Source organism: Dermatobacter hominis (genome assembly GCF_020715685.1).
In the GTDB taxonomy this organism is placed as follows: domain Bacteria; phylum Actinomycetota; class Acidimicrobiia; order Acidimicrobiales; family Microtrichaceae; genus Dermatobacter; species Dermatobacter hominis.
On record NZ_CP085840.1, the window covers coordinates 1,249,028 to 1,275,532 of the forward strand.

General features: G+C 72.7%; 26 protein-coding genes and 1 pseudogene. 9 read left to right on the forward strand and 18 right to left on the reverse strand.

Translation table 11 applies throughout. The features are described 5' to 3' along the window. Positions 1-12 precede the first annotated feature (12 nt). Positions 13-972, forward strand: coding sequence for a ketopantoate reductase family protein (locus LH044_RS05825; protein WP_227758858.1), 960 nt, complete (start codon positions 13-15; stop codon positions 970-972). A 220-nt stretch (positions 973-1,192) separates the two neighbouring features. On the opposite strand, the gene LH044_RS05830 is transcribed toward LH044_RS05825, so the two are convergent. The 3 genes from LH044_RS05830 to LH044_RS05840 form a co-directional block, all read right to left on the reverse strand. Then, positions 1,193-2,368: an acyl-CoA dehydrogenase family protein gene (locus tag LH044_RS05830; protein WP_227758859.1), complete on the reverse strand. Its 1,176-nt coding sequence runs from the start codon at positions 2,366-2,368 to the stop codon at positions 1,193-1,195. A 167-nt stretch (positions 2,369-2,535) separates the two neighbouring features. Further along, a complete protein-coding gene (locus LH044_RS05835; protein ID WP_227758860.1) occupies positions 2,536-3,072 on the reverse strand; it encodes a DUF6817 domain-containing protein in 537 nt (178 codons plus the stop codon). A gap of 144 nt (positions 3,073-3,216) precedes the next feature. Further along, positions 3,217-3,462 carry a hypothetical protein gene (locus LH044_RS05840; RefSeq protein ID WP_227758861.1) on the reverse strand — a complete coding sequence of 82 codons (246 nt, stop codon included), beginning with the start codon at positions 3,460-3,462 and terminating at the stop codon, positions 3,217-3,219. Positions 3,463-3,562: 100 nt separating this feature from the next. On the opposite strand from LH044_RS05840, the gene LH044_RS05845 reads away from it, so the two are divergent. Continuing rightward, positions 3,563-4,360, forward strand: a complete 798-nt coding sequence (locus LH044_RS05845) for a class I SAM-dependent methyltransferase (protein WP_227758862.1) — start codon at positions 3,563-3,565, stop codon at positions 4,358-4,360. Positions 4,361-4,421: 61 nt separating this feature from the next. On the opposite strand, the pseudogene LH044_RS21990 reads toward LH044_RS05845, so the two are convergent. From LH044_RS21990 to gltX, 9 genes and pseudogenes are all read right to left on the reverse strand, one after another. Beyond that, positions 4,422-4,739: pseudogene (locus tag LH044_RS21990) on the reverse strand (YkvA family protein); the annotation flags it as partial. A gap of 56 nt (positions 4,740-4,795) precedes the next feature. Continuing rightward, positions 4,796-6,040 (reverse strand): APC family permease, encoded by a 1,245-nt coding sequence (locus LH044_RS05855; protein ID WP_227758863.1) that lies wholly within the window; start codon positions 6,038-6,040, stop codon positions 4,796-4,798. A gap of 31 nt (positions 6,041-6,071) precedes the next feature. Then, entirely contained in the window at positions 6,072-6,455 is a 384-nt protein-coding gene (locus LH044_RS05860) for a VOC family protein (protein ID WP_227758864.1), read from the reverse strand. Between the two features lie 14 nt (positions 6,456-6,469). Further along, positions 6,470-7,237 (reverse strand): metalloregulator ArsR/SmtB family transcription factor, encoded by a 768-nt coding sequence (locus tag LH044_RS05865; RefSeq protein WP_227758865.1) that lies wholly within the window; start codon positions 7,235-7,237, stop codon positions 6,470-6,472. Between the two features lie 31 nt (positions 7,238-7,268). Further along, the gene (locus tag LH044_RS05870) at positions 7,269-7,466 is read right to left on the reverse strand and encodes a hypothetical protein (protein WP_227758866.1); all 198 of its coding nucleotides are present in this window, start codon (positions 7,464-7,466) and stop codon (positions 7,269-7,271) included. Beyond that, positions 7,463-7,939, reverse strand: a complete 477-nt coding sequence (locus tag LH044_RS05875; RefSeq protein ID WP_227758867.1) for a hypothetical protein — start codon at positions 7,937-7,939, stop codon at positions 7,463-7,465. Before LH044_RS05875 ends, LH044_RS05870 begins: the two co-directional genes overlap by 4 nt. A 94-nt stretch (positions 7,940-8,033) precedes the next feature. After that, a complete protein-coding gene (locus tag LH044_RS05880; RefSeq protein ID WP_227758868.1) occupies positions 8,034-9,236 on the reverse strand; it encodes a cytochrome P450 in 1,203 nt (400 codons plus the stop codon). Positions 9,237-9,272: 36 nt separating this feature from the next. Further along, entirely contained in the window at positions 9,273-9,917 is a 645-nt protein-coding gene (locus tag LH044_RS05885; RefSeq protein WP_227758869.1) for a YdcF family protein, read from the reverse strand. Next, positions 9,904-11,322, reverse strand: a complete 1,419-nt coding sequence (gene gltX, locus LH044_RS05890) for a glutamate--tRNA ligase (protein ID WP_227758870.1) — start codon at positions 11,320-11,322, stop codon at positions 9,904-9,906. The genes LH044_RS05885 and gltX overlap by 14 nt, the downstream gene beginning before the upstream one ends. Positions 11,323-11,396: 74 nt before the next feature. On the opposite strand from gltX, the gene LH044_RS05895 reads away from it, so the two are divergent. Next, positions 11,397-12,401 carry a L,D-transpeptidase gene (locus LH044_RS05895; protein ID WP_227758871.1) on the forward strand — a complete coding sequence of 335 codons (1,005 nt, stop codon included), beginning with the start codon at positions 11,397-11,399 and terminating at the stop codon, positions 12,399-12,401. A gap of 38 nt (positions 12,402-12,439) precedes the next feature. On the opposite strand, the gene LH044_RS05900 is transcribed toward LH044_RS05895, so the two are convergent. The 4 genes from LH044_RS05900 to LH044_RS05915 all read right to left on the reverse strand — a co-directional run bounded on the left by LH044_RS05900 (position 12,440) and on the right by LH044_RS05915 (position 16,812). Continuing rightward, positions 12,440-12,967, reverse strand: a complete 528-nt coding sequence (locus tag LH044_RS05900) for a hypothetical protein (RefSeq protein ID WP_227758872.1) — start codon at positions 12,965-12,967, stop codon at positions 12,440-12,442. Between the two features lie 128 nt (positions 12,968-13,095). Beyond that, positions 13,096-14,787: a citramalate synthase gene (gene cimA, locus LH044_RS05905; RefSeq protein WP_227758873.1), complete on the reverse strand. Its 1,692-nt coding sequence runs from the start codon at positions 14,785-14,787 to the stop codon at positions 13,096-13,098. Positions 14,788-14,806: 19 nt separating this feature from the next. Next, the gene (locus LH044_RS05910; protein WP_227758874.1) at positions 14,807-15,724 is read right to left on the reverse strand and encodes a branched-chain amino acid transaminase; all 918 of its coding nucleotides are present in this window, start codon (positions 15,722-15,724) and stop codon (positions 14,807-14,809) included. Between the two features lie 89 nt (positions 15,725-15,813). Further along, on the reverse strand, positions 15,814-16,812 hold the full coding sequence (locus LH044_RS05915) for a 3-isopropylmalate dehydrogenase (RefSeq protein WP_227758875.1): 999 nt from the start codon (positions 16,810-16,812) through the stop codon (positions 15,814-15,816). 282 nt (positions 16,813-17,094) lie between these two features. Between LH044_RS05915 and greA the strand changes: the two genes are divergently transcribed. Together greA and mscL are read left to right on the forward strand one after the other, a co-directional pair. Continuing rightward, positions 17,095-17,562 carry a transcription elongation factor GreA gene (gene greA / locus LH044_RS05920; protein ID WP_227758876.1) on the forward strand — a complete coding sequence of 156 codons (468 nt, stop codon included), beginning with the start codon at positions 17,095-17,097 and terminating at the stop codon, positions 17,560-17,562. A 224-nt stretch (positions 17,563-17,786) separates the two neighbouring features. Beyond that, positions 17,787-18,155, forward strand: a complete 369-nt coding sequence (gene mscL / locus LH044_RS05925) for a large conductance mechanosensitive channel protein MscL (protein ID WP_227758877.1) — start codon at positions 17,787-17,789, stop codon at positions 18,153-18,155. Positions 18,156-18,177: 22 nt separating this feature from the next. Here the strand turns inward: mscL and LH044_RS05930 are convergent, their stop codons facing one another. Further along, positions 18,178-19,758, reverse strand: coding sequence for a Ppx/GppA phosphatase family protein (locus LH044_RS05930; RefSeq protein ID WP_227758878.1), 1,581 nt, complete (start codon positions 19,756-19,758; stop codon positions 18,178-18,180). A gap of 146 nt (positions 19,759-19,904) precedes the next feature. Between LH044_RS05930 and rsgA the strand changes: the two genes are divergently transcribed. After that, positions 19,905-20,981, forward strand: a complete 1,077-nt coding sequence (rsgA, locus tag LH044_RS05935; RefSeq protein WP_227758879.1) for a ribosome small subunit-dependent GTPase A — start codon at positions 19,905-19,907, stop codon at positions 20,979-20,981. 167 nt (positions 20,982-21,148) lie between these two features. On the opposite strand, the gene LH044_RS05940 is transcribed toward rsgA, so the two are convergent. Then, entirely contained in the window at positions 21,149-21,790 is a 642-nt protein-coding gene (locus tag LH044_RS05940) for an IclR family transcriptional regulator (protein ID WP_227758880.1), read from the reverse strand. A gap of 76 nt (positions 21,791-21,866) precedes the next feature. On the opposite strand from LH044_RS05940, the gene leuC reads away from it, so the two are divergent. The 3 genes from leuC (at position 21,867) to LH044_RS05955 (ending at position 26,459) form a co-directional block, all read left to right on the forward strand. Next, positions 21,867-23,282, forward strand: coding sequence for a 3-isopropylmalate dehydratase large subunit (leuC, locus tag LH044_RS05945; protein ID WP_227758881.1), 1,416 nt, complete (start codon positions 21,867-21,869; stop codon positions 23,280-23,282). A gap of 29 nt (positions 23,283-23,311) precedes the next feature. Continuing rightward, positions 23,312-23,908, forward strand: coding sequence for a 3-isopropylmalate dehydratase small subunit (leuD, locus tag LH044_RS05950; protein WP_227758882.1), 597 nt, complete (start codon positions 23,312-23,314; stop codon positions 23,906-23,908). A gap of 109 nt (positions 23,909-24,017) precedes the next feature. Then, positions 24,018-26,459 carry a beta-propeller domain-containing protein gene (locus LH044_RS05955; protein WP_227758883.1) on the forward strand — a complete coding sequence of 814 codons (2,442 nt, stop codon included), beginning with the start codon at positions 24,018-24,020 and terminating at the stop codon, positions 26,457-26,459. Positions 26,460-26,505 lie beyond the last annotated feature (46 nt).

Genomic DNA, 26,505 nt, shown 5'->3' on the forward strand with positions numbered 1-26,505 from the left:
AGGGTCCGGGTCGTGCGGTACGTGGTCCTGGGAGCCGGCGGCATCGGCGGCACGATCGGCGGACGGGTGTTCGAGCACGGCCACGACGTCGTGCTCGTCGCCCGCGGCGCGCACCTCGAGGCGCTCCGCGACCGTGGGCTCGAGCTGCGGTCGCCGCAGGGCACGGTCGTCCTCCCGATCCCCGCGGTCGCCGACGCCTCGGAGCTCGCCCTCGGATCGGCCGACGTGGTGCTGCTGGCGACGAAGACGCAGGACACGGTGGCGGCGCTCGCCACGCTCGACGGCGCCCCCGACGTGACCGTCGTGTGCGCGCAGAACGGGGTGCAGAACGAGCGCATGGCGCTGCGGCGCGTCGCCGACGTCCACGGCATGTGCGTCGCCCTGCCGGCGAGCCACCTCGAGCCCGGCGTGGTCGAGTGCTACGCCGCGCCCCGCAACGGCATCCTCGACGTCGGCCGCTACCCGACCGGCACCGACGCCACCGACGAGCGCATCGCCGCCGACCTCGAGGGCTCGGGCTTCATCGCCAGCGCCGCACCCGACGTGATGGCCCGCAAGTACGGGAAGCTCCTGATGAACCTGGCCAACGTGCTCGAGGCCGCCGCCGCTCCCGAGGCGTGGGGCGACCTCTACGACCGAGCGCGGACGGAGGCGCTCGAGTGCTTCGAGGCCGCCGGCATCGAGGTCGACACTGGGGACGACCCCCGACGCGAGCAGATGCGGATGACACCGATCGACGGGCGTCGGCGGTCGGGCGGCTCGACGTGGCAGAGCCTGGCCAAGGGGTCGGGCTCGACCGAGGCCGACTACCTCAACGGCGAGGTGGTGCTGCTCGGACGCCTCCACGGCGTGCCGACGCCGGTGAACGAGGGCCTGCAGCGCCTGGCCCGTCACCTCGCCACGACGGGCGCCGAGCCGGGCTCGATGGACCGCGACTCGCTCGTCGACGCCGTCGACGGCCAGAGCAGCTGACCCCGTTCGGCGAACTTGTACGCGTGCGACCAATGAGCGGTCCGTGGCGTACGAGATCGACGGGTTGGGCCCTGTCGTCGGGCCCCGGTCGGCCAACTTGTACGCGAGCGACCAGCCGGTGATACGTGGCGTACAAGTTCGATGGGGTGGGGTCCCGGAGGAGCGGGCCTCATCGGACCAGCCGGCCTGAACCGGCCCGACCCCCGGCCGGCTGGGCCGGTCAGCCCCAGCGGGGGGCGGCGTCGGGGTCGATGCCGAGGGACAGCTTCCCGATGAGCTCGTGGGCCAGCATCGTGTTGCCCGGGTGGAACCGGCCCATGCGGACGTCCCGGAACAGCTGCTCGATGCGGTTGCGCCGGAAGGCGCCGGCGCCACCGGTGAGGTCGAGCGCCTTGTCGACGATCTCGAAGCTGCGGTCGATCACGAAGGACCGGCAACCGACGAGATGCGCCGGCCAGTCCGGGTGCTCGACGCCGGCCGCCCAGTCCCGGGCCGTGCGCTCGAGCAGGGCGTCGGCCGCGTCGTAGGCGATCCGCATGTCGGCGACGATGTGCTGGACCTCCGGGTGCGTGGCCATCGAGCCGCTGATGGCGATCGAGGTCCGCCGGGGCAGCGAGTCCACCATGATGTCGAACGCCCGCTTGGCCGCGCCGAGGTAGACGGACGAGAAGCCGAGCAGCGCCCAGGCGAAGATCGACAGGTGGAACGGTCCGGCGCCGGCGAAGCCGGCCGGGCACACGAGTGCCACCTGGTCGTCGGGGACGAACGCCTTGTCGAGGATCGTGTCCTGGCTCTGCGTCGCCCGCATCCCGAGGGTGTCCCAGGTGTCGATGATCTCGACGCCCTTGGTGTCCCGGGACACGAAGCCGTGCACGATCATCGGCGCGTCCGGGTCGCTCACGTCCATGGCGTGGAAGCCGCCGAGCGTCCACACCGGCGAGAGGCTGCCGAAGATCTTGTGACCGGAGACCTCCCAGCCGCCGTCGACCCGCTCGGCGTGGGCGACCGCCAGCAGCAGCGGCAGGTCGTTGCCGGCCTCGCCGTGCAGCGCGCAGAACACGTCACCACCGACCGCCCGGTCGAACATCCACGTGAGCGACGCGTCGCCGAGCCGTTCGAGGTCGGCGGCGACGCCCATCCAGTAGCAGTGCATGTTCGTGGCCAGGGCGGTGGCGGGCGCCACGTACGCCAATCGCCTCACCATGCGGCAGTACTCGTCGAGCATCACGCCGGATCCGCCGTGCTGCTCCGGTATCGGCGCCAGCAGGTACCCCGACCGGCGGAGCTCCTCCCAGTCCTCGTCGAAGAACCGGTTCTCCCGGTCGTACAACGGCGCTCGTTCGTCGAACCTGCTGAGCATGTCCGCGTCGAGCAGGTCCCTCGTCATCGTTGCCATCGGCCCGTTCCCTTCCCTCGGAGGGAGGACCCAGGGGCGTGCCCCCTCGTCCGACTCTCGCGCCCGGCTGACCGATGGTCAACGGCGACTCTGGCACTCCGCGATGACGGCGACCAGCGACTGCTCGGGGCGTCGTCACCGCCCGGCCCGGCTCGGCCGGTCGCGCCTCAGTCGGTCTCGGGGAGCACCGAGTGCGCCGCAGCCTGCGCCGCCGGGCTGGCCAGGTGCAGCACCCGGTGGAGCGAGCGGGCGAACTCGCGCTCGTCGGACGCCATCCGGTCGATCTGCTCCACCGTGTCCGCCGCCCACAGGGTCGCGATGTCGGCGGTGCGGCCCTCGTCGAGCACGAGCGTGCCCCCGTCGCGCAGCTCCACCACGGTGACCGGGCCGTCGACGTCCATCGTGTCGCGGCGGATCGTGCACCACAGCCACGCGACCTCCTCGGCGTCGGCCCCGATGACGTCGCGCACCTCGTCGCGCGTGGCCGGCGTGTCCACCGGGAAGTACTCGGTGCCGTAGGCCGAGTGGAAGAGGCCGGCGTCGCACATCGCGGGCCGCTCGCCCCACTCGGCGAGCACGCGGCGGGTCCCCAGCAGGTGGGAGATGAACGGGACGTGCGAGTCGTGCGTCAGGTCGCCGAACCCGAGGCGCCGCAGCAGCTCCAGCCGTTCGCCGGTCGGGCTGGCCACGTCCTGCCTGGTCATGCCCGCGAGCCTACGACCGACCGGCGCGATCCACGAGGGGACCCGTCGAGGTCCGCCCTCAGTCCCGGTCGTGGTGGCAGACGGCTTCGAGCATCACGCCGAACGGGTCGAGCCAGGACCATTCGGCGTCGACGGCGCGGGCCGTCAGGTCGTCGGCACGAACCGGTAGCGCCACTCGTGACGTGGACCGACGTCGTCGAGCACGTACACGCCGCCCCGCTCCTCGATCTCCAGGCGGGGCGGGAACCGCTCGACCCGGCTGCGACACGGTCCGCCGTCGCACTCGACGAACATGCGGTCGCCCGGTCGCAGCTCGACCAGCTCGACGCGCTGGTCGTAGTAACCGGCCGGGTGCCGGGCGCCGTCGGCGGGCTCGTTCCACCGGGTCATGCCTCCATGATGGCGCCGAACGGCCCGTCGACAGCGGGTCGACGTGGCGCGAGGCTGACCCGAGCTGCGCAGGGGGTGTGGAGTGTCCGACGGGAACCCGATGGCGACGCTGTTCGATCGCCTGGCCGACTCCTACGACGCCGTCGGCGTCGACTTCATCACGCCGATCGCCCGAGGGCTGGTCGACGAGCTCGACCCCCGCCCCGGCGAGGCGGCGCTCGACGTCGGTTGCGGCAAGGGCGCCGCGCTCGTTCCGCTGGCCCGGGCCGTCGGACCGTCCGGCACGGCCGTCGGCATCGACGTCTCACCGGGGATGGTCGACCGGGCGCGAGCTGCGATCGAGGAGGCCGGCACGAGCGCCACTGTCGAGGTCGGCGACGCGATGCACCCCGAGGTCGACGGACCGTTCGACCTGATCGCCTCGTCGCTCGTCCTGTTCTTCCTGTCCGACCCGCTCGCGGCGCTCATGGCCTGGCGTCCGCTCCTGCGCGAGGGCGGACGGGTCGGCGTCTCGACGTTCGGCCCGCTCACCGAGCGGTGGCGCACCACGGTCGACGCCGAGCTGCACCGCCACGCGCCGGCTCACGTCAAGGACGCGCGCACCGACGGCCAGGCCGGGCCCTTCTCGAGCGACGCCGGCATGGAGGAGCTGCTCCGCAGCGCGGGCTACGGCGACGTCCGCACGGTCACGACGACGGTCTGCCCCCGCTTCGACGACCCCGAGCACTGGCAGCGGTTCTCGATGTCGGTGGGCCAGCGCCGGTTCTGGGAGGCGATCCCGCCGGATCGCTACGACGAGGTCCGGGCGACGCTGTTCGAGGCCGTCGACGCCTGCCGGGACGACGAGGGACGCATCGGCTTCGACCAGGCCGTGCGCTACACGATCGCCTCGGCCTGAGACGGCGCAGCGTGCGGGCCGGCGCGCCCGGTCGATCAGGCGGTGGCGTCGGGACCTCGCGCCCGATCAGCCGGGCCATGAGGGTCGGGTCCGCCGGCCACGCCTCGAACAGCACCTCGGGCGGCACCCGACGCGCCGCGAACCGGAGGGCGAGCGCGACCACGACCACGTCGTCGAGCGGCCCGATCACGGGAAGGAACTCGGGCAGCAGGTCGATCGGCGACAGCACCCACAGCCCGGCGACGAGCACTGCCGCCTTGGCGCTGCGCGGCACGGCCGGGTGCGTCCGCAGGCGCCTCGCGGTCGTGACCGCGGCCGGCAGGAGCGAGGCGAGGTCCTTCAGGATCCCGTCCGGCAGGCGGGCGGCCAGCACGATCATGAGGGCCCAGGTCGCGACGAGCACGGCGCCGCCGACGACCAGGGCGCGCACCCAGGTCACGGGTCCAACCTACGCCCGGTCGGCCACCAGATCAGCAGGCCGACCACCAGCACGGCGGCCCCCACCACGACGCTGGCCGCCGGCAGCGACAGGGCGAGCGCCACGCACCCGACCAGGCCGGCCCCGGCGAGCCAGCGCGGCCACCGCCGCTCTCCCGGCTCGAGCGTCCAGGCCGACGCGTTCGCCACGGCGTAGTAGGTCAGCACCGCGAAGGAGCTGAAGCCGATGGCGCCGCGCACGTCGGTGACGAGGAGCACCACGACGACGACCGCACCGACCGCGAGCTCGGCCCGGTGCGGGACCTTGCGCGCCGGGTGCACCGCGCCGAGCCACCGGGGCAGGTCGCGGTTGGCCCCCATGGCGAAGGCCGTGCGGCTCACCCCGGCGAGCAGCGACAGGAGCACGCCGACGGTCGCCACCGCCGCCCCGGCCCGCGTGACCGCCGGCGCCCAGGACCACGAGCTCGCCCGGGCCACCGCTTCGAGCGGGGCCGCGCTCCGGGCGAGCGCGGCGGCGCCGATCGAGGCGAGCGCCACGACCGCGACGACGGCGTACACGCCGAGCGCGACGCCCAGCGCGATCGGGATCGCCCGCGGGATCGTGCGAGCCGGGTCACGGACCTCCTCGCCCAACGTCGCGATCCGGGCGTAGCCGGCGAAGGCGAAGAACAGCAGCCCGGCGGCCTGGAGGACACCGTGCCAGCCGCCGATCGCAGGACCGAGGTCGTCGGCACCGAGGCCGTGCTCGGTGCCCGCGGCGACCACGACCGCCAGGGCGACCAGCACGAGCGCCAGGATGACCCGCGACGCGATCGCGGTCTTGCGGACCCCGGCGAGGTTGATCGCGGTCAGGCACGCCACGACCCCGATCGCCAGCGCCCGGGCGTGGTCGGGGGCGACGTAGGAGCCGAACGTGAGCGCGACGGCCGCGCAGCTCGCCGTCTTGCCGACGACGAACCCCCAACCGGCCAGGTACCCCCACACGGGACCCAGCCGTTCGCGGCCGTAGACGTAGGTGCCGCCCGACTCGGGGTAGCGGGCGGCCAGCTGCGCCGACGAGGTGGCGTTGCAGTAGGCGACCGCGCCGGCGAGCGCGAGCCCCACGAGCAGCGCGCTGCCCGCGGCCTCGGCGGCAGGGCCGATCGCCACGAACACGCCGGCGCCGACCATCGACGACAGCCCGATGACCACGGCGTCGGTCGTGCCGAGTCGGCGCGCCAGGCGCGAGGACGTCTCGCTCATGTGTGGTCGGCGGCCGTCGCTGGTGGCGCGGCTACGCGATCCGGGGCTCGAAGATCTCGACGACGTTGCCGGACGGGTCCTGCACCAGCACCTGCGAGCCGCCGGGGCCCGACAGGACGTCGTTGCGGAACGCGGCGCCGGCCGCCCGGAGCCGCTCGACCTCGCCGTCGATGTCGTCGACGATCAGGTGGATGCGGTTCCAGCCGCCCGGGCCCGGCACCGCACCGTCGGGCATGGGCCGTCCCGCCGAGCTGGTCGGACCGCTCAACAGCAGTCGCAGGTTGCCCCGGCGCACGTCGGCGAAGGCGGGCGCGAAGTCGTTCAGCACCTCGAAGCCGAGCACCGACGTGTAGAACGCGACCGACGCCTCGACGTCGTCGACCATGTACCGGACGCTGACGGTTCCCTCGTCCACGGCTCCTCCTCGGGTCAGTTCCAGATCGCGGCGATCAGGAAGCGGATGCGACGCTCGAGCTCCTCCGTGGTCTGCTCGAACGCGGGGTAGCTGTCCTCGGGCGACTCGCCGACGAGCGACGGATCGGCGATGCTCCAGTGCACCCGCCGGTGGGGCCCGTCCCGGTCGGGGCACACCTCCCGCACGCGGTCGCAGAGCGTCACCACGGCGTCGAAGCGGCGATCCGCGAACTCGTCGAGGTGCTTCGACCGGGCACCCGAGATGTCGATCCCCCGCTCGGCGAGCACGCGGACGGCGTTCGGGTGGACCGGCTTCGGGTGGCTGCCGGCGCTCACCACCTCGACGGTCCCGTCGGTCAGGTCCCGCAGGAGCGCCTCGGCGATCTGCGAGCGCGACCCGTTGCCCGTGCAGAGGAACAGCACGGCGCCGTCGGGCACGACCGAGGGCGTGTCGACGGGCGCGGCCGACAGGCCGGGGTGCAGCGTGGTGCCGGCGGCCCGCAGGAGCTCGCCGCAGCGGCCGAGGTCGACGGCGTAGTACGAGTCCCGGCCGTCGGCCGAGCTGCGCCGCGACGTGACGAGCCCGGCCTTGCGGAGCTCGCGCAGGTGGTACGAGACCAGGCTCTGCGGATGGCCGAGGAGGTCGGTGAGCTCGCGGACCGGGCGGTCGCTGTCGGCCAGCTCACCGAGCAGCTGCCAGCGCACGGGGTGCGCCACCAGGCGGAGGACGGCCGGAGGCGGCTCCGGTCGCTCGGTCCGCTTGGACGCCGTCGTGTGTGGCACGCCCCCACCGTAGGCGGGCGGCGTCGATCCATCAATCTCTCTTGATGGATCTTGGATCTGGCCCGACCTCCACGATCCCGGCCGGCGCCAGGCGATCCGCATCGACGAGGCCGTCGTAGCCCGCAAGCCAGGACCGCAGGGAGACCTCGCCCACCACCGGTCCGTCGCCGGGCTCGATCGGGCGGATGCAGATCGACCCCCGCTGCGGCGGCGGTCGCTCGACCGTCACGTCGCAGGGGCGTCGGTGCCGGTCGCGGTGGCGGCCCGGTCCGTGTCGGCCGCAGAGGGACCGGCGACCAGGAGCAGCACCACCGCCACGACGAGCATCGAGCCGAGCGACACGACGTTGCCCGCAGCGTCGACGCCGTCGTACACATCGAGGTGGCGCAGGTGGTACGCGAAGTGCAGCAGCGAGAACACGGTCCACGCCGCTGCGGTCGCCCGGACCAGCATCGAGGTCGCGGCCGCGAGCGCGACGCCCGTGACGACCGACAGCGCGAGGAACAGGTTGCCGACATCGCGCACCAGGTGCTGGTTGTACGGGCCGTCTGCCGACACCCAGTGCCGACCGAAGCCGGGGAACGACTCGTAGAACCCGAGCGGGAAGAACGCAGCCCAGATCCCGAGCACGAGCCCCGAGGCCAGCAGGACGGCGAGCAGCACCCGCACGAGCGTCCGGTGCTGCACTGGTCGATCGGTCATGTCGCTCTCCCTCGTCGGGTCCATGGTCCACCCGGGACGACGGCGGCGCACCCGACTTCGTGACGAGGTCCCCGACGGACGGCCCGGGACGCCGTCAGCCCGTGGTGAACGGCAACGACTCGTACCGTCGGACGTACGGTCCCGGAGCGAAGCGGCCGGCGGCGGCATCGACCTCGAAGTCTGGGAACCGGTCGAGGATCCGCTCGAGTGCGATCCCGCCGGCCAGACGGGCCACCGCCGCCCCGAGGCAGTGGTGGGCGCCGTACCCGAAGCTCAGGATCCGCTCGGGACGGCGGCCGACGTCGAGGTCGCCGGCCGTCGGCCCGAACTGGCGCTCGTCCCGGTTCGCCGAGCCGTACAGGAGCATCACCTTGGTGCCCTCGGGCACCACCACGCCGTGGAGCTCCACCTCCTGCGTCGTCGTGCGCCCGAGGTTCTGCACCGGCGACGTGAGCCGCAGGAGCTCATCGACCGCAGGTCGGACGAGCGAGCGGTCGTCGAGCAGCACGGCGCGCTCGCCGCGTGACCCGGTCAGCAGCTCGAGCGAACCGCCGAGGAGCCCGGTCGTCGTGTCGTTGCCGCCGGCGACCATCGTGAACACGAAGCCGACGATCCACTCGGCGTCGACCGTCCCGGCCTGGACGAGGTCCGACACGATGTCCTCGCCGGGATCGGACCGCCGGCGCTCGATCAGCGAGCCCGCGTAGGTGAAGAGGTCGGCGAACGCGGCGGTCGCCGAGCCGAGCTCCTCGGACGCGTTGGCGGCGACGATGGCGTCGGTCCAGGCGTCGAAGCGCCCGCGGTCCTCCTCGGGGACGCCGAGGAAGTGGGCGACGACGAAGCTCGGCAGCGGCTTGAGCAGCCGCTCGACCACGTCGACCGCGTGGCCGCCCGCGGCCTCGTCCGCGATCCGGTCGAGCCGGACGTCGACGAAGCGGGTGATGGCCGGCTCCATCTCCTCGACCCGGCTCGGGGTCATCGGCCGGGAGACCAGCCGTCGCATGGCCGTGTGCTCGGGCGGGTCGAGCATGACGATCGGCGCCGCCTGCCCGTCGAAGAAGGCCATGACGTCGGCGTCGGGCGTCAGCCCTTGCGCCGAGCTGAACGTCGCCGGATCGCGCGCGGCGTCGAACACGTCCGCGAACCGCGACAGCACCACGAACAATCCCTTGTCGGGGTGGTGCACCCAGTGCACGGGATCACGATCCCGGAGCCACCGGTAGTCGTCCCACGGATCACGCCACTCCTCGCCGCCGCGCAGGCGGTAGCGATGGCCCTCCACATCGGTCGTCGTCACTGCATCCCTCCTGGGCCGCGGTCTTGCACCAGCGGCTCAGCCGCTCAGGCGGAGGAGCCGGCCGTAGCCGAGCACCCGGCCCACCGCGACGAGGCCGGTCTCCCGGAGCAGCTCCGGCACGCTCGGCGCCGCTCCGGTGGGCGACACCGTGGCGTCCATCCCGAGCTCGCCCGCGATGCCCTTGAGCCGTGCGGAGTGGTAGCTGTCGGACACCAACGTGACGCGGTCGGCGCCTTCGTCGTCGAGCACGCGCTCGGCGGCGCGGAGCGAGTCCCACGAGCTGTTGCCGTCGGTGACGACGAGCAGGTCGTCGGCCGGCACGCCCTTGGCGGTCAGGTACCGGTAGCCGGCGTACGCCTCGGTGAAGCGGTCCCCAGCCTGCTTGCCGCCGGTCAGGACGATGCGCGGTGCGACGCCGTCGTCGTAGAGCGCGAGCGCGTGGTCCAACCGGTCCTGCAGCACGGGCGACGGCGTCCCGTTGTACTGGGCGGCGCCCAGCACGACGATGGCGTCGGAGCGGCTGACGTCGTCCTCCCGCGAGGCGGCGAGCACCTGCACGAACGTGACGACGACGTAGACGACGAGGAGCCCGACGACGGCGAGGGCGATGCGCAGCACCCAGCGGCGCCGCGGCCGTCGACCGGCGTCGGGAGCGGGGCCTGCTGCGTCAGCTGCCGTCACCCAGGCGCTCCCGAGCCGACCGGAGCCGGCGCAGCACCTCGTCGCGACCGAGGACCTCCATGGACTCGAACAGCGGCGGGCCGACGGAGCGACCCGTGATCGCGACGCGGATGGGGGCCTGGAACTTCTTCCGACTGGCGCCGACCTCCTCGCAGAGGGCGAACGTCCGCTCGTGCAGCTGGGCGGCCTCCCACGGCCAGTCCTCGGCTGCGGCGATCACGGCGTCGAGCCAGGCCGGCGCGTCGGCCACCATCGCCTTGGTCCACGAGGCCTCGTCGATCTCGGGGTCGGGGAGGAAGAGGAAGTCGACGTAGCCGGGGACCTCGGACAGCGTCTCCACCCGGGTCTGCACCTCGGCCGCCATCCGTCCGAACGTGCCGGCGTGGAAGCGGTCGGCCCAGGGCTGGGCCTCGAAGTACGACTGCGACCGCTCGGCGAACTCGGCCACGCCGAGCGCCCGGAGGTGCTCGGCGTTGACGAACCGCAGCTTCTTCGTGTCGAAGAACGCGGACGAGTCGTTGACGTCGCGGATGTCGAACAGCGGCGGCAGCTCGCGGAGCGGGTCGAGGCGGATCTCGGACCCGTCGGGCAGGCCCCAGCCCAGGAGGGCGAGGTAGTTGACCATCGCCTCGGGCAGGAAGCCACGGTCCCGGTAGTCGAGCAGCGACACGTCGTCGCGCCGCTTCGACAGCTTCTTGCGCTGCTCGTTGACGATGAGCGGCATGTGCCCGAGCTCGAGGGGCTGGTCGTAGCCGAGCGCCGTGCGCAGCAGGAGCTGCTTCGGCGTCACGTTGATGAGGTCCTCGCCGCGGATGACGTGGGTGACCGCCATGTCCTGGTCGTCGACCGCGTTCGCCACGAAGAACGTCGGCGACCCGTCGGCGCGCCGGATGACGAAGTCCTCGATGTTCTCGTTCTCGAAGCTGATGTCGCCCCGGATCAGGTCGGTCCACGACGTGGTGCCCTCGTCTGGCGTGCGGAAGCGGACCGCCCGCCCCTCGCCCGGGCCCAGGTCGCGATCGCGGTCTGCGGGGTCGTAGGGACGGCCGCCGGTGCGCTCCCGATCGCCCTCGGGCACGGGGTCCGACCAGTAGGCGTGGCCGTCGGCGAGCAGGCGATCCACCGCGGCCTGGTGCTCCCCGTCGCGGGTCGACTGCAGCACCGGGGTCTCGTCCCAGTCGAGGCCCATCCACTCCAACGCCTCGAACACGACGTCGATCAGCTCCTGACGCGACCGCTCGAGGTCGGTGTCCTCGACCCGCAGCAGGAACGTCCCGCCCAGGTGGCGGGCGGTGAGCCAGTTGAAGAGCGCGGCGCGTGCGCTGCCCAGGTGCAGGTAGCCCGTCGGGGCCGGGGCGAAGCGGACGCGGACCGGCCCGGGGACGTCGGTCTCGGGGCTTGTCACGTCGGCCCACGCTACCGGCTGTCGCTCGCCGGATCGGGCGCCTCCCTAGGATGTGCGCCGACGAGGGGACAGCGATGACCGACGACGGGCCCGGCAGCGACGCCGACCTCCCGAACCCCGGCGGGGACACTCCCGGCGGCGGCGAACGACCGTGGTACGAGCCGGACGGGCAGGACGCCGCCGAGCGGCCCGACCGCCGCATGTCCAGGGGGCGCATCGCGCTCCTCGTCGGTCTGATCGTCGTGGCGATCGTGGCGGTCGTCATCGCCCTCGCCGGCTCCGGTGACGACCCGGCCCCGGACGGCCCGTCGACCACCGCCAGCTCGGCGTCGACGACCGCCGAACGCTGGCCCGCGACCCAGGCCCGCATCGCCACCGCGAAGAACCCGTCGATCATCGTCCACTCCGAACCGCCGACGGACTGGGACGAGATGGAGCCGGTGTCGGTGTCGGACAGCCCCGACCTGCCGCAGAGCCAGGACGCGATGTCGCCCCGGGACGCCCTCCCCCGGCCCGACTACCCGATCCAGGGCCGCTACGTGGACCCGGCCGGCTGGAGCTTCAACAACCCGACGGCGTGGGGCGACCCGTTCGTCATGCTGGTCACCGAGCAGCGGGGCGACTGGCTGAAGGTCGAGATCCCGGTCCGGCCGAACGGCACCGACGGCTACGTGAACGTCGAGGACGTGTCCCTGTCGGACACCGGCTTCCGGCTCGACCTGCGGCTCGGCACCCGGACCCTCACGCTGTACGACGGCAACGACGTGGTCCTGAGCACCCAGGTCGTGATCGGCAAGTCCGAGACGCAGACGCCGACGGGCCGCTTCTACATCACCGACCTCGTCGAGCAGACCGACCCGGCCGGCTTCTACGGCCCGCTCGCGCTCGCCACCAACGCGTACAGCGAGCAGATCGACGTGTTCGAGAACGGCGTCCCCGTCATCGCGCTCCACGGCACGAACCGACCCGAGCTGATCGGCCAGGACGTGTCGAACGGCTGCATCCGCGTCCCCAACGAGCAGATCCTGAAGATCGCGGACCAGATCCCGATGGGGACGCCGATCGACATCACCGCCTGAGGCCCGCCGGTCGGCGGCGGGCGGGCTGGGCGCTCGGGTCAGACGTTCAGGTCGAGGCAGCTGCGCCAGTCCTCGGCGTGGCGCCGCAGGATCTCGTCGTGGGGCAGCCGGAGGAGCTCCTCGGTGGCGGCGTCGGCGATGCGGCGGAGCTCCTCGTAGTGGTGCACGTGGTGCACCTCCTCGAACCACTCCTTGCGCACCGCGACGAGCTCGTCGGCCGGGTCGTCGTCGAGGAAGCCCCAGATGCCGAGTCCGACCCGCAGGTCGTGCACCACCGGCGCCCGTCCGAACAGGCCCGAGCGCTTCATGGCGATGGCGGACCCGCCGGCGATCGCGTCGGACTCGGACTCGCCGGTCCGCAGCGTGAGCTTGCCCCGGAAGGACTCGGCCAGCTTCAGCGCGTAGCCCTGGTCGGGCCCTGGGGTCCCGAGCCGCTCGCCTTCCGGCTGCCGGCCGTCGAGGTCGCCCGGCCGGTCGGCCAGCCACGACGCCTCGCGCCGCGGCGGCGACTGGTACGAGCGGACCTGATCGGTCGGATCCGTGGGGACGAACTTCGGCGCGGCCATCGCCCGGAACGGTAGCCCCGCTAGGGCCGACCCCAGGAATCCCGGCCGTCGCGACCGACCTCGGACCGTTTTGGCGCCGGTTTCCGTCGCCTGGCGACGGAAACCGGCGCCAGAACGAGGGCGGGGTCCTAGTCCTCGGCGTGCAGCAGGCCGAAGACGATGCCGTCGGTCAGCGCCTGCCAGGACGCCTCGATCACGTTCGGCGACACGCCCGTGGTCGTCCAGGTGCGGTCGCCGTCGGTGAAGTCGATGAGCACGCGGACGACGGATCCCGTGTCGCTGAGCCCGGGCGTCGTGGCGCCGTCGAGGACGCGGACCTTGAAGTCGGTCAGGTGGATGCGACCGAGCGCCTCGTACCGACCGTTCAGCGCGTTGCGCAGCGCGGCGTCGAGCGCGTTGACCGGGCCGTTGCCCTCGCCGACCGCCGCCAGGCGGTCATCGCCGATCCAGAGCTTGACCGTGGCCTCGGTCGACAGGTCGAGCATCGGCTCGGGCGGGGGTCCGCCGTCGTCGCCGAGCGGGTCGCCCTGCACGCTCAGGGCCTGGCGGTGGTAGCTCGACACCCGGTACGCCTCGACGGCGAAGAAGCCGTGCTCCCAGCCGGTCGCCCGGCGCATGAGCAGCTCGAGCGACGCGTCGGCCGCCTCGAACACGTAGCCCTCGGCCTCGAGCACCTTCAGCCGCTCCGACAGGTCGGCCGCGGCGCGGTTGTCGAGCTCGACGCCGAACTCCGCCGCCTTCATCGACATGCCGGCACGACCGCCCAGGTCCGACACCAGCACCCGGGTGTGGTTGCCGACCGCCGACGGATCGATGTGCTCGTACGACGCGCCGCCGACCTTGCCCAGCGCCGAGGTGTGCAGGCCGCCCTTGTGGGCGAAGGCCGACGAGCCGACGTACGGGTCTGCCGGGTGCGGCGGCAGGTTCACGAGCTCGGCGACGTGGCGCGACACCGCGGTCAGCCGCTCCATCCGCCCCTCGGGCAGCGTCGTGATGCCGAGCTTGAGCGTCAGGTCGGGGATGACGGTCATGAGGTTGGCGTTGCCGGTGCGCTCGCCGTACCCGTTGACCGTGCCCTGCACCTGCGAGGCGCCCCCGAGCACGGCGGCGACCGAGTTGGCGACGGCGCAGCCCGAGTCGTTCTGCGTGTGGATGCCGATGTCGGTGCCCTCGAAGTACGACGTCACCTCGGCGGTGATGCGCTGCACCTCGTGCGGCAGCGACCCGCCGTTGGTGTCGCACAGGACCAGCACCTGGGCGTCGTTGGTGGCGGCGGCCTCGAGCACGCGCAGGGCGTACTCGGGGTTGGCCTTGTAGCCGTCGAAGAAGTGCTCGGCGTCGAAGAACACCCGCAGCCCGGCGTCGCGCAGGAACCGCACCGACTCGCCGACCATCGCGATGCCCTCGCTGAGCGTCGTCCCGAGCGCCTCGGTCACGTGGAAGTCCCACGACTTGCCCACGATGCAGGCGGTCGAGGTGCCGGCCTCGACCAGCGCCCGGAGCGTGCTGTCCTCGTCGACCTTGCCCGCGGGGCGGCGGGTCGAGCCGAAGGCGACGAGCGTGGCGGTCGCGAGCTGCAGCTCGCCCGCCGCAGCGCGCCGGAAGAACTCGGCGTCCTTGGGGTTCGCCTGCGGGTAGCCGCCCTCGATCCAGGCCACGCCGAGCCAGTCGAGCTGCTCGGCGACCCGCAGCTTGTCCTCGACCGTCAGCGAGATGCCCTCGAACTGCGCGCCGTCGCGCAGCGTCGTGTCGAAGATGTCGACGGCCCGCGGCGCCTCGGCGGCGCCACCCACGTCGGGGAGGTCGAGCCCGCCGCTCATCGGGGTACCCCTCGAGCGCTCATCGGACCAGCTCCACCCAGTCCTTGTACCGGTCGACCTGGCCGCGGACGACCTTGGCGTACTCGGCCGCGATGGCCGACGTCACCGGGCCCGGGCACGGGATCGAGCGGTCGTCGACCGAGTTCACGGCCGACACCTCGGCGGCGGTGCCGCACACGAACATCTCGTCCGCGATGTAGAGGTCGGAGCGGGTGAGGTCGCCCTCGACCACGTCGATGCCCATGTCGTCGGCGATCGCCGCCACCGTGCTCTGGGTGATGCCCTCGAGCGCACCGGCCGAGACCGGCGGGGTGATGAGCTTGCCGTGGCGGCCGACGAAGATGTTCTCGCCCGTGCACTCCGACACCAGGCCGGCCGGGTTCAGCATGATCGCCTCGTCGTAGCCGGCGTTGAGCGCCTCGACCTTGGCGAGCGAGCTGTTGACGTAGTTGCCGGTGGTCTTGGACGCCGGGGGCATGGCGTTGTGGTCGTGGCGCAGCCAGGTGCTGATCTTCATGCGCACGCCCTTGGTGACGGCGTCGTCGCCGAGGTACGCACCCCACGGCCAGCAGGCGATCGACACGTCGACCGTGCACGGCAGGGTGTTGAGGCCCATCTCGCCGTAGCCGTAGTAGGCGATCGGGCGGATGTAGCACGACGGCAGACCGCTCGAGCGGACGACGGCCTTGGTCGCGTCGACCAGCTCGTCGACCGAGTACGGCAGCGACATCCCCATGATCTTCGCCGAGCGCTCCAGGCGCTCGATGTGGTCGGTCAGGCGGAACACGCCGGGCCCGTCGGTGGTCTCGTAGGCCCGGATGCCCTCGAAGACGCCCATGCCGTAGTGGAGGCTGTGCGTGAGCACGTGGATGCGGGCCTCGTCCCACGGGACGAGCTCGCCGTTCATCCAGATCTGCTCGGTCGGGGTGATGGGCATCTTCGGGTCCTTCTGGCTGTGCGTGCTGTGCGTGCTGTGCTGTCGTGCTGGCGGCGTCCGTCGTGGCCGCCGTCGGGCCGGCCCGCGGCTCAGGCGTTCTTGACGGCGTCGGCGATGGCGTCGCCGATCTCGGTGGTCGAGCCCTGGTAGCGCTCCGGGTCGGTGACGGCGGCGGCGACCTTGGCCGTGGCCTCGGCCTCGCCCAAGAAGTCGAGCATGAGCTGCAGCGAGATGATCGCCGCGACCGGGTTGGCCTTGTTCTGGCCGGCGATGTCGGGGGCCGTGCCGTGGACCGGCTCGAACATCGAGGGGCCGGTGCGGGCCGGGTTGAGGTTGGCCGAGGCGGCGAAGCCCACGCCGCCGGCCACCGCGCCGCCCAGGTCGGTGAGGATGTCGCCGAACAGGTTGTCCGTGACGATGACGTCGTAGCGCTCGGGTCGCTCGACGAAGTGGATGCAGGCTGCGTCGACGTGGTCGTAGCCGGTGCTGACCTGCGGGTACTCCTCGGCCACGATGTCGAACGTCCGCTGCCAGAGGTCGCCGGCGAAGGTCAGGACGTTCTTCTTGTGCACCAGCGTGAGGTGCTTGCGCTCGGTGCCCGACGCCCGGTCGAAGGCATAGCGGATGCAGCGCTCGACGCCGAGGCGGGTGTTGACCGATCCCTGCGTCGCGATCTCGTTCGGCGTGCCCTTGCGGAGGAAGCCGCCCTCGCCGGCGTAGGTGCCCTCGGTGTTCTCCCGGATCACCTCGAAGTCGGCCTTGGGCGGGAGTCGGAACGGGCGCAGGTTGATGTACTGGTCGAGGTCGAAGCGCATCCGCAGCAGGATCCCGCGCTCGACCAGGCCGGCCGGGGCGGCGACGCCGACGGCCGGGTCGCCGACGGCGCCGAGCAGCAGGGCGTCGAGCCCACGCCACTCCTCGAGCACCTCGTCGGGCAGGACGGTGCCGTCCTCCAGGTAGCGGTGCGCGCCCAGGTCGTAGTCGATGCGCTCGTAGCCGACGCCCGTCGCGTCGAGCACCTTGATGGCCTCGGCGACCACCTCGGGGCCGATGCCGTCGCCGCCGATCACGCCGATCCTGTGGGTCATGTCTGGCTACCTGTCTCTCGTGGTCGTGCTCGGCGCTGCCGCCGGGCGGATCGTGGGCCGGGGCGAGCGGGGCGCCGGACCCGGGACAAAAGAAAACCGTCCACTCAGGTGGACGGTGGGGACGCGCACGCCGGCATGGGCGTGCGCTAGCGAATGATCGCTACGGACCGGGCGACGGAGGTTCGGGACGTGCTGGTCACGCCCGCCAGTGTACCCCGCGAGTCCCCCGCGACCGTAGGCCGTGCTCGTCGGCCCGTTCCGTCTCTCATAGGCTCCGTCGCCATGGCACAGGAGCTCTCCCAGGACGCGTTCGACCGGCTCACCGCGGAGCTGGAGGACCTGCGGACCCGGGGCCGCATCGAGATGGCCGACCGGATCGAGCGGGCGCGGGAGCACGGCGACCTCAAGGAGAACGCCGAGTACCACGCAGCCAAGGAGGAGAAGGCGAAGATGGAGGCGCGGATCGCCCAGCTCTTCGGGATCCTCGAGGACGCGGTCATCGTGGAGATCGGCGGGGCGTCCGACGAGGTCCGGATCGGCACGATCGTCACCCTCCGCTACGACGGCGACGACGAGGACGAGGTCGAGAAGTTCCTCGTCGGGTCCATCGAGGAGGCGTCCGCAGGCGTGACCGTCATCTCGCCGTCGTCCGCGCTCGGCGAGGCCCTGATGGGCGCCAAGCCCGGCGACTCCGTGAGCTACCAGGCGCCCAACGGCGAGCTCACCGTCATCGTCGTCGAGCTGCACTGACGGCGGCACCGCCTCGGTCGCGGTGCCGACCGCCCGCTCGACGGACCGTGCGCTCCCGCACGACGCACCGCCCGCTCCCGCTCGACGGACCGCCCGCTCCCGCACGACGGACCGCCCCCCGATCGGGGGACTGACCGGTCCGCCGCCGGGGAACGTGGGAGTCCCATCATTGGAGGACGTCGCCCGGGCTGCGCACGTGGTCCCGGCCCGATCGAGGAGCGCGCATGATCAAGGGGTTCCGGGAGTTCATCACCCGAGGCAACGTCGTCGACCTGGCGGTGGGCGTCATCATCGGCGCTGCGTTCGGCGCCGTCGTCACCTCGCTGACGCAGGACGTGATCATGCCGTTCATCGGGGCGATCATCGGCGAGCCGAGCTTCGAGCAGCTGACCTTCACGATCGGCGACGGCGTCATCCGCTACGGGGCCTTCCTCACCGCCGTCCTGAACTTCCTGATCCTGGCCGCGGCCGTCTACTTCTTCATCGTCGCCCCCATCAACCACCTCCGGGCCCGCTACAGCACCCCCGAGGAGGAGGAGCTGGCCAAGGAGGACCGGATGATCGAGCTGCTGGAGCAGATCGCTCGCAAGTAGCCGATCGAGGTGCGCGGCGGGATCAGTCCGCGGCGACGATCTCGACGGTCGCGCCGAGCTGGTCGGCGAGCATGTTGCAGCGCTCGTTCGCCGCGTAGACCTCGAGGGAGAGGTCGGCGTCGGGCTCGCCCACGAGCTCGATCCGGACGTGGTCGCCCTCGTCCTTGACGTTGAGCCGCTCGACCGCACCGTCGTGGTTGCGGTCCATGCCGATCGCGACGCGGAGCATCGACACCATCGCCCGGACCCGGGCCTGGTCCTCGCTCGACAGCGCTGCGAACTCGAGGTGCTTCTCGGCCGGCCGGCCCTTCCGGTGGTAGCGGGCGACCTGGGCGATGATCTCGATCTCGCGGTCCGTGAAGCCCATGAGGTGCTCGGAGTTCCGGATCACGTAGTAGCTGTGCTTGTGGTGGCCCGAGTGGCTGATGAACAGCCCGACGTTGGCCAGCAGCGCGCCCGCCTCGAGCAGTTCGCGGTCGGCGTCGCCCAGCCCCAACCGCTCCCCCAGCGCGTCGTGCAGCTGCAGCGCGAGCGCGGCCACCTGCACCGAGTGCGCCGGGTCGTCGTCGCAGAGCTCGATGAGGTGGTGGACCGACGCCTCGCGCAGCTGCGACAGGTGGTGCAGCGACCCGCCGCGGAGCCGGTGGAGGCCGTCGAGCAGCACGCCCTCACGCAGCGCGTACTCCGAGATCACGAGCTCGTCGATGCCGAGCGCGTCGCACACCTGCTCGATGACGATGGCGCCGCCGAGGAGGATGTCGGCCCGGGCGACGTCGATTCCCGGCAGCTGGCGGCGCTCCTCGGTCGTCGGGGCACCGGCCAGGTCGTCGATCACCTTGCCGAGCGCCTTGCGGGTCAGCACCGCCCCGTTCATGGTCTGCGGCGCGGTGTCGCCCGATCGGGCCAGGGCCATGACCGCCAGCGACTCGGCGGTGCCCGACGACGCGACCGCCACCTCGAACGGCAGGTTGACCGCGTCGCGCAGCATCGGCGCGAGCCGGCCCTGCACGAAGCGCCGGCACTCGGCCACTGCCTTCGGGCTCGCCGCCCCGTCGGGGAAGAACGACCGCGTCATGCGCAGCGAGCCGAGCTTGATGGACCGGGCGTAGGTGACCTCCTCGCCCCGGCCGAAGACGATCTCTGTGGACCCCCCGCCGACGTCGACGAGCACCATGTCCTTGTCCCACACCGGCAGCGCCTGCAGCACGCCGAGGCGGATGAGGCGGGCCTCCTCGTGGCCGGCGATCACCTCGACGTCGACGCCCGCCTCTTCACGCGCCCGGACCAGGAAGTCGCCGGCGTTGCGGGCCTCCCGGACGGCCGACGTCGCCACGGCGAAGACGGTGGCGTCGAGGCTGTCGGCGAGCTGGCGGCACCGGGTCAGGGCGGCCACGGCGCGGTCGATCGCATCGGGCTCGAGGTGTTTCATCTCGCCCTGGCCGGAACCGAGCCGGACCATCTCCTTCAGGCGGGTGATCACCTCGAAGCGGTCGTTGCCCGCCACCCGCGCCACGACCATGTGGACGGAGTTCGTCCCGATGTCGATGGCGGCCAGCACCTCGGGGAACGGGGAGGGGGTGCTCGGCCCTGGGGGCGGGGCCATGGCCGCGAGTGTACGGCCGGCCGGTGCAGGGCTCCCATCGCAGCTCGTGCGCCGGCCGCGCGACCGGGACGAACCGTCCGCTCACGCTGCGGCGGGACGGAGGGGGTCGGGGTGATCGCGGCGGTCGGTGCGCGAGGCTGCCGGGCGTGGTCGCAGCCGACGGCACCGATCCCCCCGGGTGGGACGAGGGCTGGGCCGCGGCATGGGCGGCGGCACGCGACGGCGGCCAGCTCCCCGACGGCACGGTCGCGGCGCGGGTCGTCCGCATCGACAAGGGCGGCATCACCGCGGCGCGCTGGCCGGGTGACGACCACCTGGTGATCGCCGCCAAGTCGGCGCGGCGCGTGGTGGTCGGCGACGTCGTCGCGCTCGACGCCGAGGCCGGGCGCATCGAGGCGATCCTCCCGCGGCGCACGGTGTTCGAGCGCCGGTCGCCCGGGGTGAGTCGCGGCCAGGTGCTGGCCGAGGCCCGCGCGGTGGCCGCCAACATGGACCGCGTCCTCGTCCTGCAGCCGCTGGACACCGGGCTCAACCCGCATCGGCTCGCCCGCGAGCTCGTGCTGGCGTGGGAGTCGGGAGCCCTGCCGATCGTCCTGCTCACCAAGACCGACCTGGTCGACGAGGAGACGGTCGAGGCCGCCGTCGCCGAGGCGCGGCGATGGGCGCCCGGCGTCGAGGTGCTGGCGATCTCCAAGCACCGCCCCGACACGCTGCACGGGCTCGACGACGTCACCGGGCCCGGGCACGTGCTGGCGCTGCTCGGCGCGTCGGGGGCGGGCAAGTCGTCGCTCGCCAACGCACTCGCCGGCCACGAGGTGCAGCTGACCGCCGAGGTGCGGGAGGGCGACCGGCGTGGCCGGCACACCACGTCGGCCGGCCAGATCGTCCCGCTCGCGGGCGGCGCCCTGCTGATCGACACGCCGGGCATCCGCGGCGTGGGACTGTGGGCGGCGGACGAGGGCCTGGAGCGGGCCTTCGACGACCTGGTGCCCTACGCCGAGGAGTGCCGCTTCGTCGACTGCCAGCACGGCACCGAGCCCGGGTGCGGCGTCACCGCCGCGGTCGAGCGCGGCGACGTCGGCGCCGACCGGCTCGAGGTGTTCCACGAGCTGGTCGCCGAGCTGGAGTCGCTCGAGGCCGACCTCGAGGTGCGCGAGCGCGACGCCGAGCGCCAGGCCAACCAGGTGGCGCGCCACAAGGCCCGCAACCGCGACAACCGCTGACCCCCCCCCGATCCCCGCCCCCGCAGGTTCACTGACCCCGCGGTTTCTGACGCCACCAGACGGTGCTGCTGACGCAATCTCGACACGAGAATCCGGGGCCCCCGGATTCTCGTGTCGATGATCGGCCGGAGAGCACACCTGATGGCGTCAGAAACTTGGGGGCGGGGTCAGAGGCGGGTCTCGACGGCGCGGGCGGCTTCGACCACGGATCCGCCGTGGCGGCGTCCGGGCGAGCGGCCCATCCGGTCGATCGGGCCGGACGCGCTGATCGCGGCGACGACCTCGCCGGCCCGCCGCACCGGGGCCGACACCGACGCCACACCGGGTTCGCGCTCCTCGACCGTCTGCACCCACCCCTGCGGTCCGGTCTCGCCGGTCAGCACCCGGCCCGCCGAGCCGCGGTCCATCGGCAGGGCGGCGCCGATCGGCACGATCGTCCGGAGGCCGTGCGGCGACTCGAGGGCAGCCACGCAGACGCGATCGCCGCCGTCGCGGACGTAGAGCTGCACCGACTCGCCGGTCCGATCGCGCAGCTCGGCGAGCGCGTCGGACGCAGCGTCGGCGAGCGGGAACTGCTGGGCGGCGGTGCGACCGAGCGTCACCAGGTGCAGCCCGAGGGCGAAGCGCCCGTCGCTCCCCCGGCGCAGCATCCCGTGCTCCTCGAGCGCCACGGCCAGGCGGTGGGCGGTGGCGCGCGAGGTGCCGGTCCGCTCCGACAGCTCCGCCAGCGTGCAGGGCCCGTCGGCGACCGCGGCGAGCAGCCAGCACGACTTGTCGAGCACCCCGACCCCGCTTACGATGTGTTCCATCAGTCGGGAACTGTATCTCAACATGTGAGATCGGCCAACCGGCGGCCTCCGAGCGCCGCCCACGACAGGAGTCGAGATGACGAACCCAGCAGCGCCCCGGACGCTGGCCGAGAAGGTCTGGGACCGCCACGTCGTGCGGTCGGCGGAGGGCGAGCCCGACCTCCTCTACATCGACCTGCACCTCGTCCACGAGGTCACCTCGCCGCAGGCGTTCGACGGGCTCCGCCTGGCCGGCCGCGGCGTCCGCCGTCCGGACCTCACGGTCGCCACCGAGGACCACAACGTGCCGACCCAGGACATCGACGTCCCGATCGCCGATCCCGTGTCGCGCAAGCAGGTCGACACCCTCCGGGCCAACACCGACGAGTTCGACATCGTCGAGTTCCCGATGGGATCCGCGGAGCAGGGCATCGTGCACATCATCGGCCCGGAGCAGGGGCGCACCCTCCCCGGCATGACGATCGTGTGCGGCGACTCCCACACCTCGACCCACGGCGCGTTCGGCGCGCTGGCGTTCGGCATCGGCACGTCGGAGGTCGAGCACGTGCTCGCCACGCAGACGCTGCCCCAGGCGAAGCCGAAGACGCTGGCGGTCAACGTCGAGGGCGAGCTCCGACCCGGCGTCACCGCCAAGGACGTGATCCTCGCCATCCTCGGTGAGCTCGGCACGTCGGGCGGCATCGGCTACATCGCCGAGTACCGCGGCTCCGCCATCCGGTCGCTGTCGATGGAGGGCCGGATGACCGTCTGCAACATGTCGATCGAGGCCGGTGCGAAAGCGGGCCTGATCGCCCCCGATGAGGTCACCTTCGAGTACCTGAAGGGCCGGGCCCACGCCCCCAAGGGCGAGCTGTGGGACCAGGCCGTCGAGGACTGGACGACGCTCGTCACCGACGAGGGCGCCACGTTCGACAAGGAGATCTTCCTGGACGCGGCCGACATCGAGCCGTTCGTCTCCTGGGGCACCAACCCCGGCCAGGTGATCCCGCTGTCGGGCACGATCCCGTCGCCGGACGACTTCGACGACCAGGTCCTGCACGACGCCGCGGAGCGTGCGCTCGAGTACATGGACCTGCAGGCGGGCACGCCGTTCCGCGAGGTCGCGGTCGACACGATCTTCATCGGGTCCTGCACCAACGGGCGCATCGAGGACCTCCGGGCCGCGGCCGCCGTCGCCGAGGGCCGCAAGGTCGCCGACGGCGTGCGCACGCTCGTCGTCCCCGGCTCCCACGCCGTGAAGGCGCAGGCCGAGGCCGAGGGTCTGGACCGCATCTTCCTCGAGGCCGGCTTCGACTGGCGGGAGCCCGGCTGCTCGATGTGCCTGGCGATGAACCCCGACAAGCTCGCCCCGGGTGAGCGCTCGGCGTCGACGTCGAACCGCAACTTCGAGGGCCGGCAGGGCCGCGGCGGCCGCACGCACCTCGTGTCGCCCGCCGTCGCCGCCGCCACCGCCGTCGCCGGCCACTTCGCCGCCCCGGCCGACCTGGACTGACCGAGCGCGAGAGAAGAGAGAACGACACCATGGACGCAGTTCGCATCATCACCGGCACCGCGGTCCCGCTCGACCGCTCCGATGTCGACACCGACCAGATCATCCCGAGCGACTGGCTCAAGCAGGTCGAGCGCACCGGCTTCGACAAGGGCCTCTTCTCCGAGTGGCGCGACGACCGGGACTTCGTGCTGAACCAGGAGGTCCACCAGGGGGCGAACATCCTGATCGCCGGCCCGAACTTCGGCACGGGCTCCAGCCGCGAGCACGCCGTGTGGGCGATCCAGCAGTACGGGTTCGCCGCGGTCATCTCGCCGCGCTTCGGCGACATCTTCCGCAACAACTCGACGAAGAACGGGCTGGTCCCGGTGCAGGTGTCCGCGGAGGTCGGCCGCCGGCTGCTCGACGCCGTGGCCGAGGAGCCCACGCTGCAGCTGTCGATCGACATCGAGCGCCGCACGCTCGAGGTCCCGGGCCTCGACCTCGAGGTCGACTTCCCCCTCGACGACGCCGTCCGCCACCGCTTCCTGAACGGGCTCGACGACATCGGCCTCACGCTGCAGCACGAGGCCGAGATCACGGCGTTCGAGTCGCAGCGCCCCGCCTGGATGCCGGTCGCCACCACCTGATCGCCCTCGTCCCCGACCGGTCGGCGATCGTCGGGAACCAGAGCGCGGGCTCCGTCGTCACACCCCTCGACGCACCTCCGAGGTGCCGGGAACGTGACGAGGAGGAGCCATGCGGGTCGGGATCGGCACCGGAGGGAACACGAGCCACGGTGGGCGGCGCGCCATCGCCGTCGCGCTGGTGGGGCTGGCCGCCGTGGGCCTGCTCGCAGGCTGCACGCAGGACATCGAGGGCGGCGTCGGCCGGCTCCGCAGCGAGCCGATCGAGCTGGCCGACGTCTCGCTCGTGCGCGCCAGCAGCTGCGACGACCTGGTCGCGACCGCCGAGGCACGCGAGCAGGCCATCCAGGACGAGATCGACCGGCAGCAGCGGGCGACCGACAGCGGCGGCGCCGTCGAGGAGCTCGGCGACGACGTCGACGCGGCCGGTGCGGAGTCGTCGGCGTCCGCGTCGTCGTCGGGGCCGGCGACCACCGTTGCGCCGGCGATGCCGGCCGACGCCGCCGCGCCGACGGCCGGAGCCGCCGACGGGGCCCAGCAGCGCGCCGGCCAGACCGAGCAGCGCGCCGCGGGATCCGGCGACACGACAGCGGACGGCACCGTCGTCGCCGGCACGAACAACCAGGAGCAGGGCGTCGACGAGGGCGACCTGGTCAAGACCGACGGCCGCCGGCTGGTGACCCTGACCTCCGACGGCGTGCTGCGCGTGGTCGGGCTCGACGGCTCCCCCTCCGTCGACGGCGAGCTCGTGCTGACGCCGCCGAGCTTCGCCCAGGGCGGCCAGCTCCTCCTCCGCGGCGACGAGGTCGTCGCGGTGGTGGGCGCCTGGGACCCGACGACGGGACTGCCGTCGACGCAGATCGCCCGGATCGACCTCGCCGACCCCGCTCGTCCCACGCTCGTCGAGCAGGTGCGGGTGGCCGGTGAGCCGGTGGCGACGCGCATGGTCGACGGCCGCATCCGCGTGGTGCTCCGCCCGATGATCGGCGGCCCGGTCGTCGCACCGGTCCCGCTGCCGCCACCCGTCACCACCGAGCCGCCGACCACCGCGACGACGGTGCCCGACACCACGGTGCCCGACACGACCGTGCCCACCACCTCCGTCCCCGACGGCACGACCCTCCCCTCCACCTCGACCACCACGACGGTCCCGACCACCACCACGTCGACGGCCGCCGACGCTGACGACGTGTCGACCGAGGCGGCCCGCCTGCTGCCGCAGCGCCTGACGGCCCTGGGCGGGAGCGAGCCGCTCGGCGGGTGTGACGACGTGCTCTCGCCGCCTCCCACCTCCATCGGCTCGGGCGGCGGCACGTCCGGCTCGTGGGGCGGGACGAGCTCGGGGATGACGACCGACGTCGCGTACCCGGCGGGCAACGGCGTCACGGTCCTCACGGTCGCCGACACGCTCGCGGACCTGGCGCCCGTCACCGTCGAGGGCGGCGTCGAGACCGTGTACGCCGGGACCGACGCCCTGTACACGACGGCGACGGCCTACGGGCCCGAGGGTCCGGTGACGGCCGTGCACCGCTTCGACCTCGCCGCCGACGGCCCGGCCGCCTACACCGGCAGCGGGCTGGTGCCCGGCTCGCTGCTGAACCAGTACTCGCTGTCGGACCGCGACGGTGCCCTGCGGGTGGTCACCACGGCGTCGACCTCGACCGGGGCCGTCCCCGGCGTCGCCGTCGAGGACGGCGAGGAGGCGAGCATCGGCCGGGCCTCGACGACGGCCGGTCGCATCACGGTGCTGCGGCCCGACGACGCCGGCACGCTGCGGGAGGTCGGGCACCTCGACGACCTCGGGGTGACCGAGCAGGTGAAGTCGGTGCGGTTCATCGAGGACCGGGCCTACGTGGTCACGTTCCGCCAGACGGACCCGCTCTTCGCCGTCGACCTCTCCGACGACACGGCGCCCCGCCTGCTCGGCGAGCTGAAGCTGCCCGGCTTCTCGGAGTACCTCCACCCGATCGGTGACGGCCGGCTGCTCGGCATCGGGTCCGAGGCCGACGAGCGCTCCGGTGGCGTCACCGGCTTCAAGGCGACGCTGTTCGACGTGTCGGACCCGACCGCCCCGAAGGAGCTCGACTCCTACGTCGAGGCCGGCATGAGCTCGACGGTGGGGTACGACCCGCACTCGTTCACGTGGGACCCGGTGCGGCGCCAGGCGGTCGTGCCGATGACCTCGAACGGCGGGTTCGGCTGCCCGGCCGACGCCCAGTGCTCGATGCCCGGTGAGGTGATGCCGACGGAACCGATGCCGATGGACGACGTGCCGTCGACCACGATCGCCTGTCCGGCCGGGGCCGACTGCGGCGTGGTCGGGCCGACCGTCGGGCGGCCGGTCGCCATGCCCTGGACCGGCGCCTACGTCATCGGCGTCGACGGCGACGTCCTGACCGTCCGCGGGAAGCTCGTGCACGAGCCGACCCCGGGGGCGTACGGGAGCATCCTGCGCTCGGTCGTCGTCGACGCCGACCTCTGGACGGTGTCCGACGCGGGCGTCGGGCGCACCGACGCCCAGCGGCCCACCGGCGTCGCCCTGCTCCCCTTCTGACCCACCCACCCGTTCCGTGATGCTCGATACGCCTGGATCGACGCAT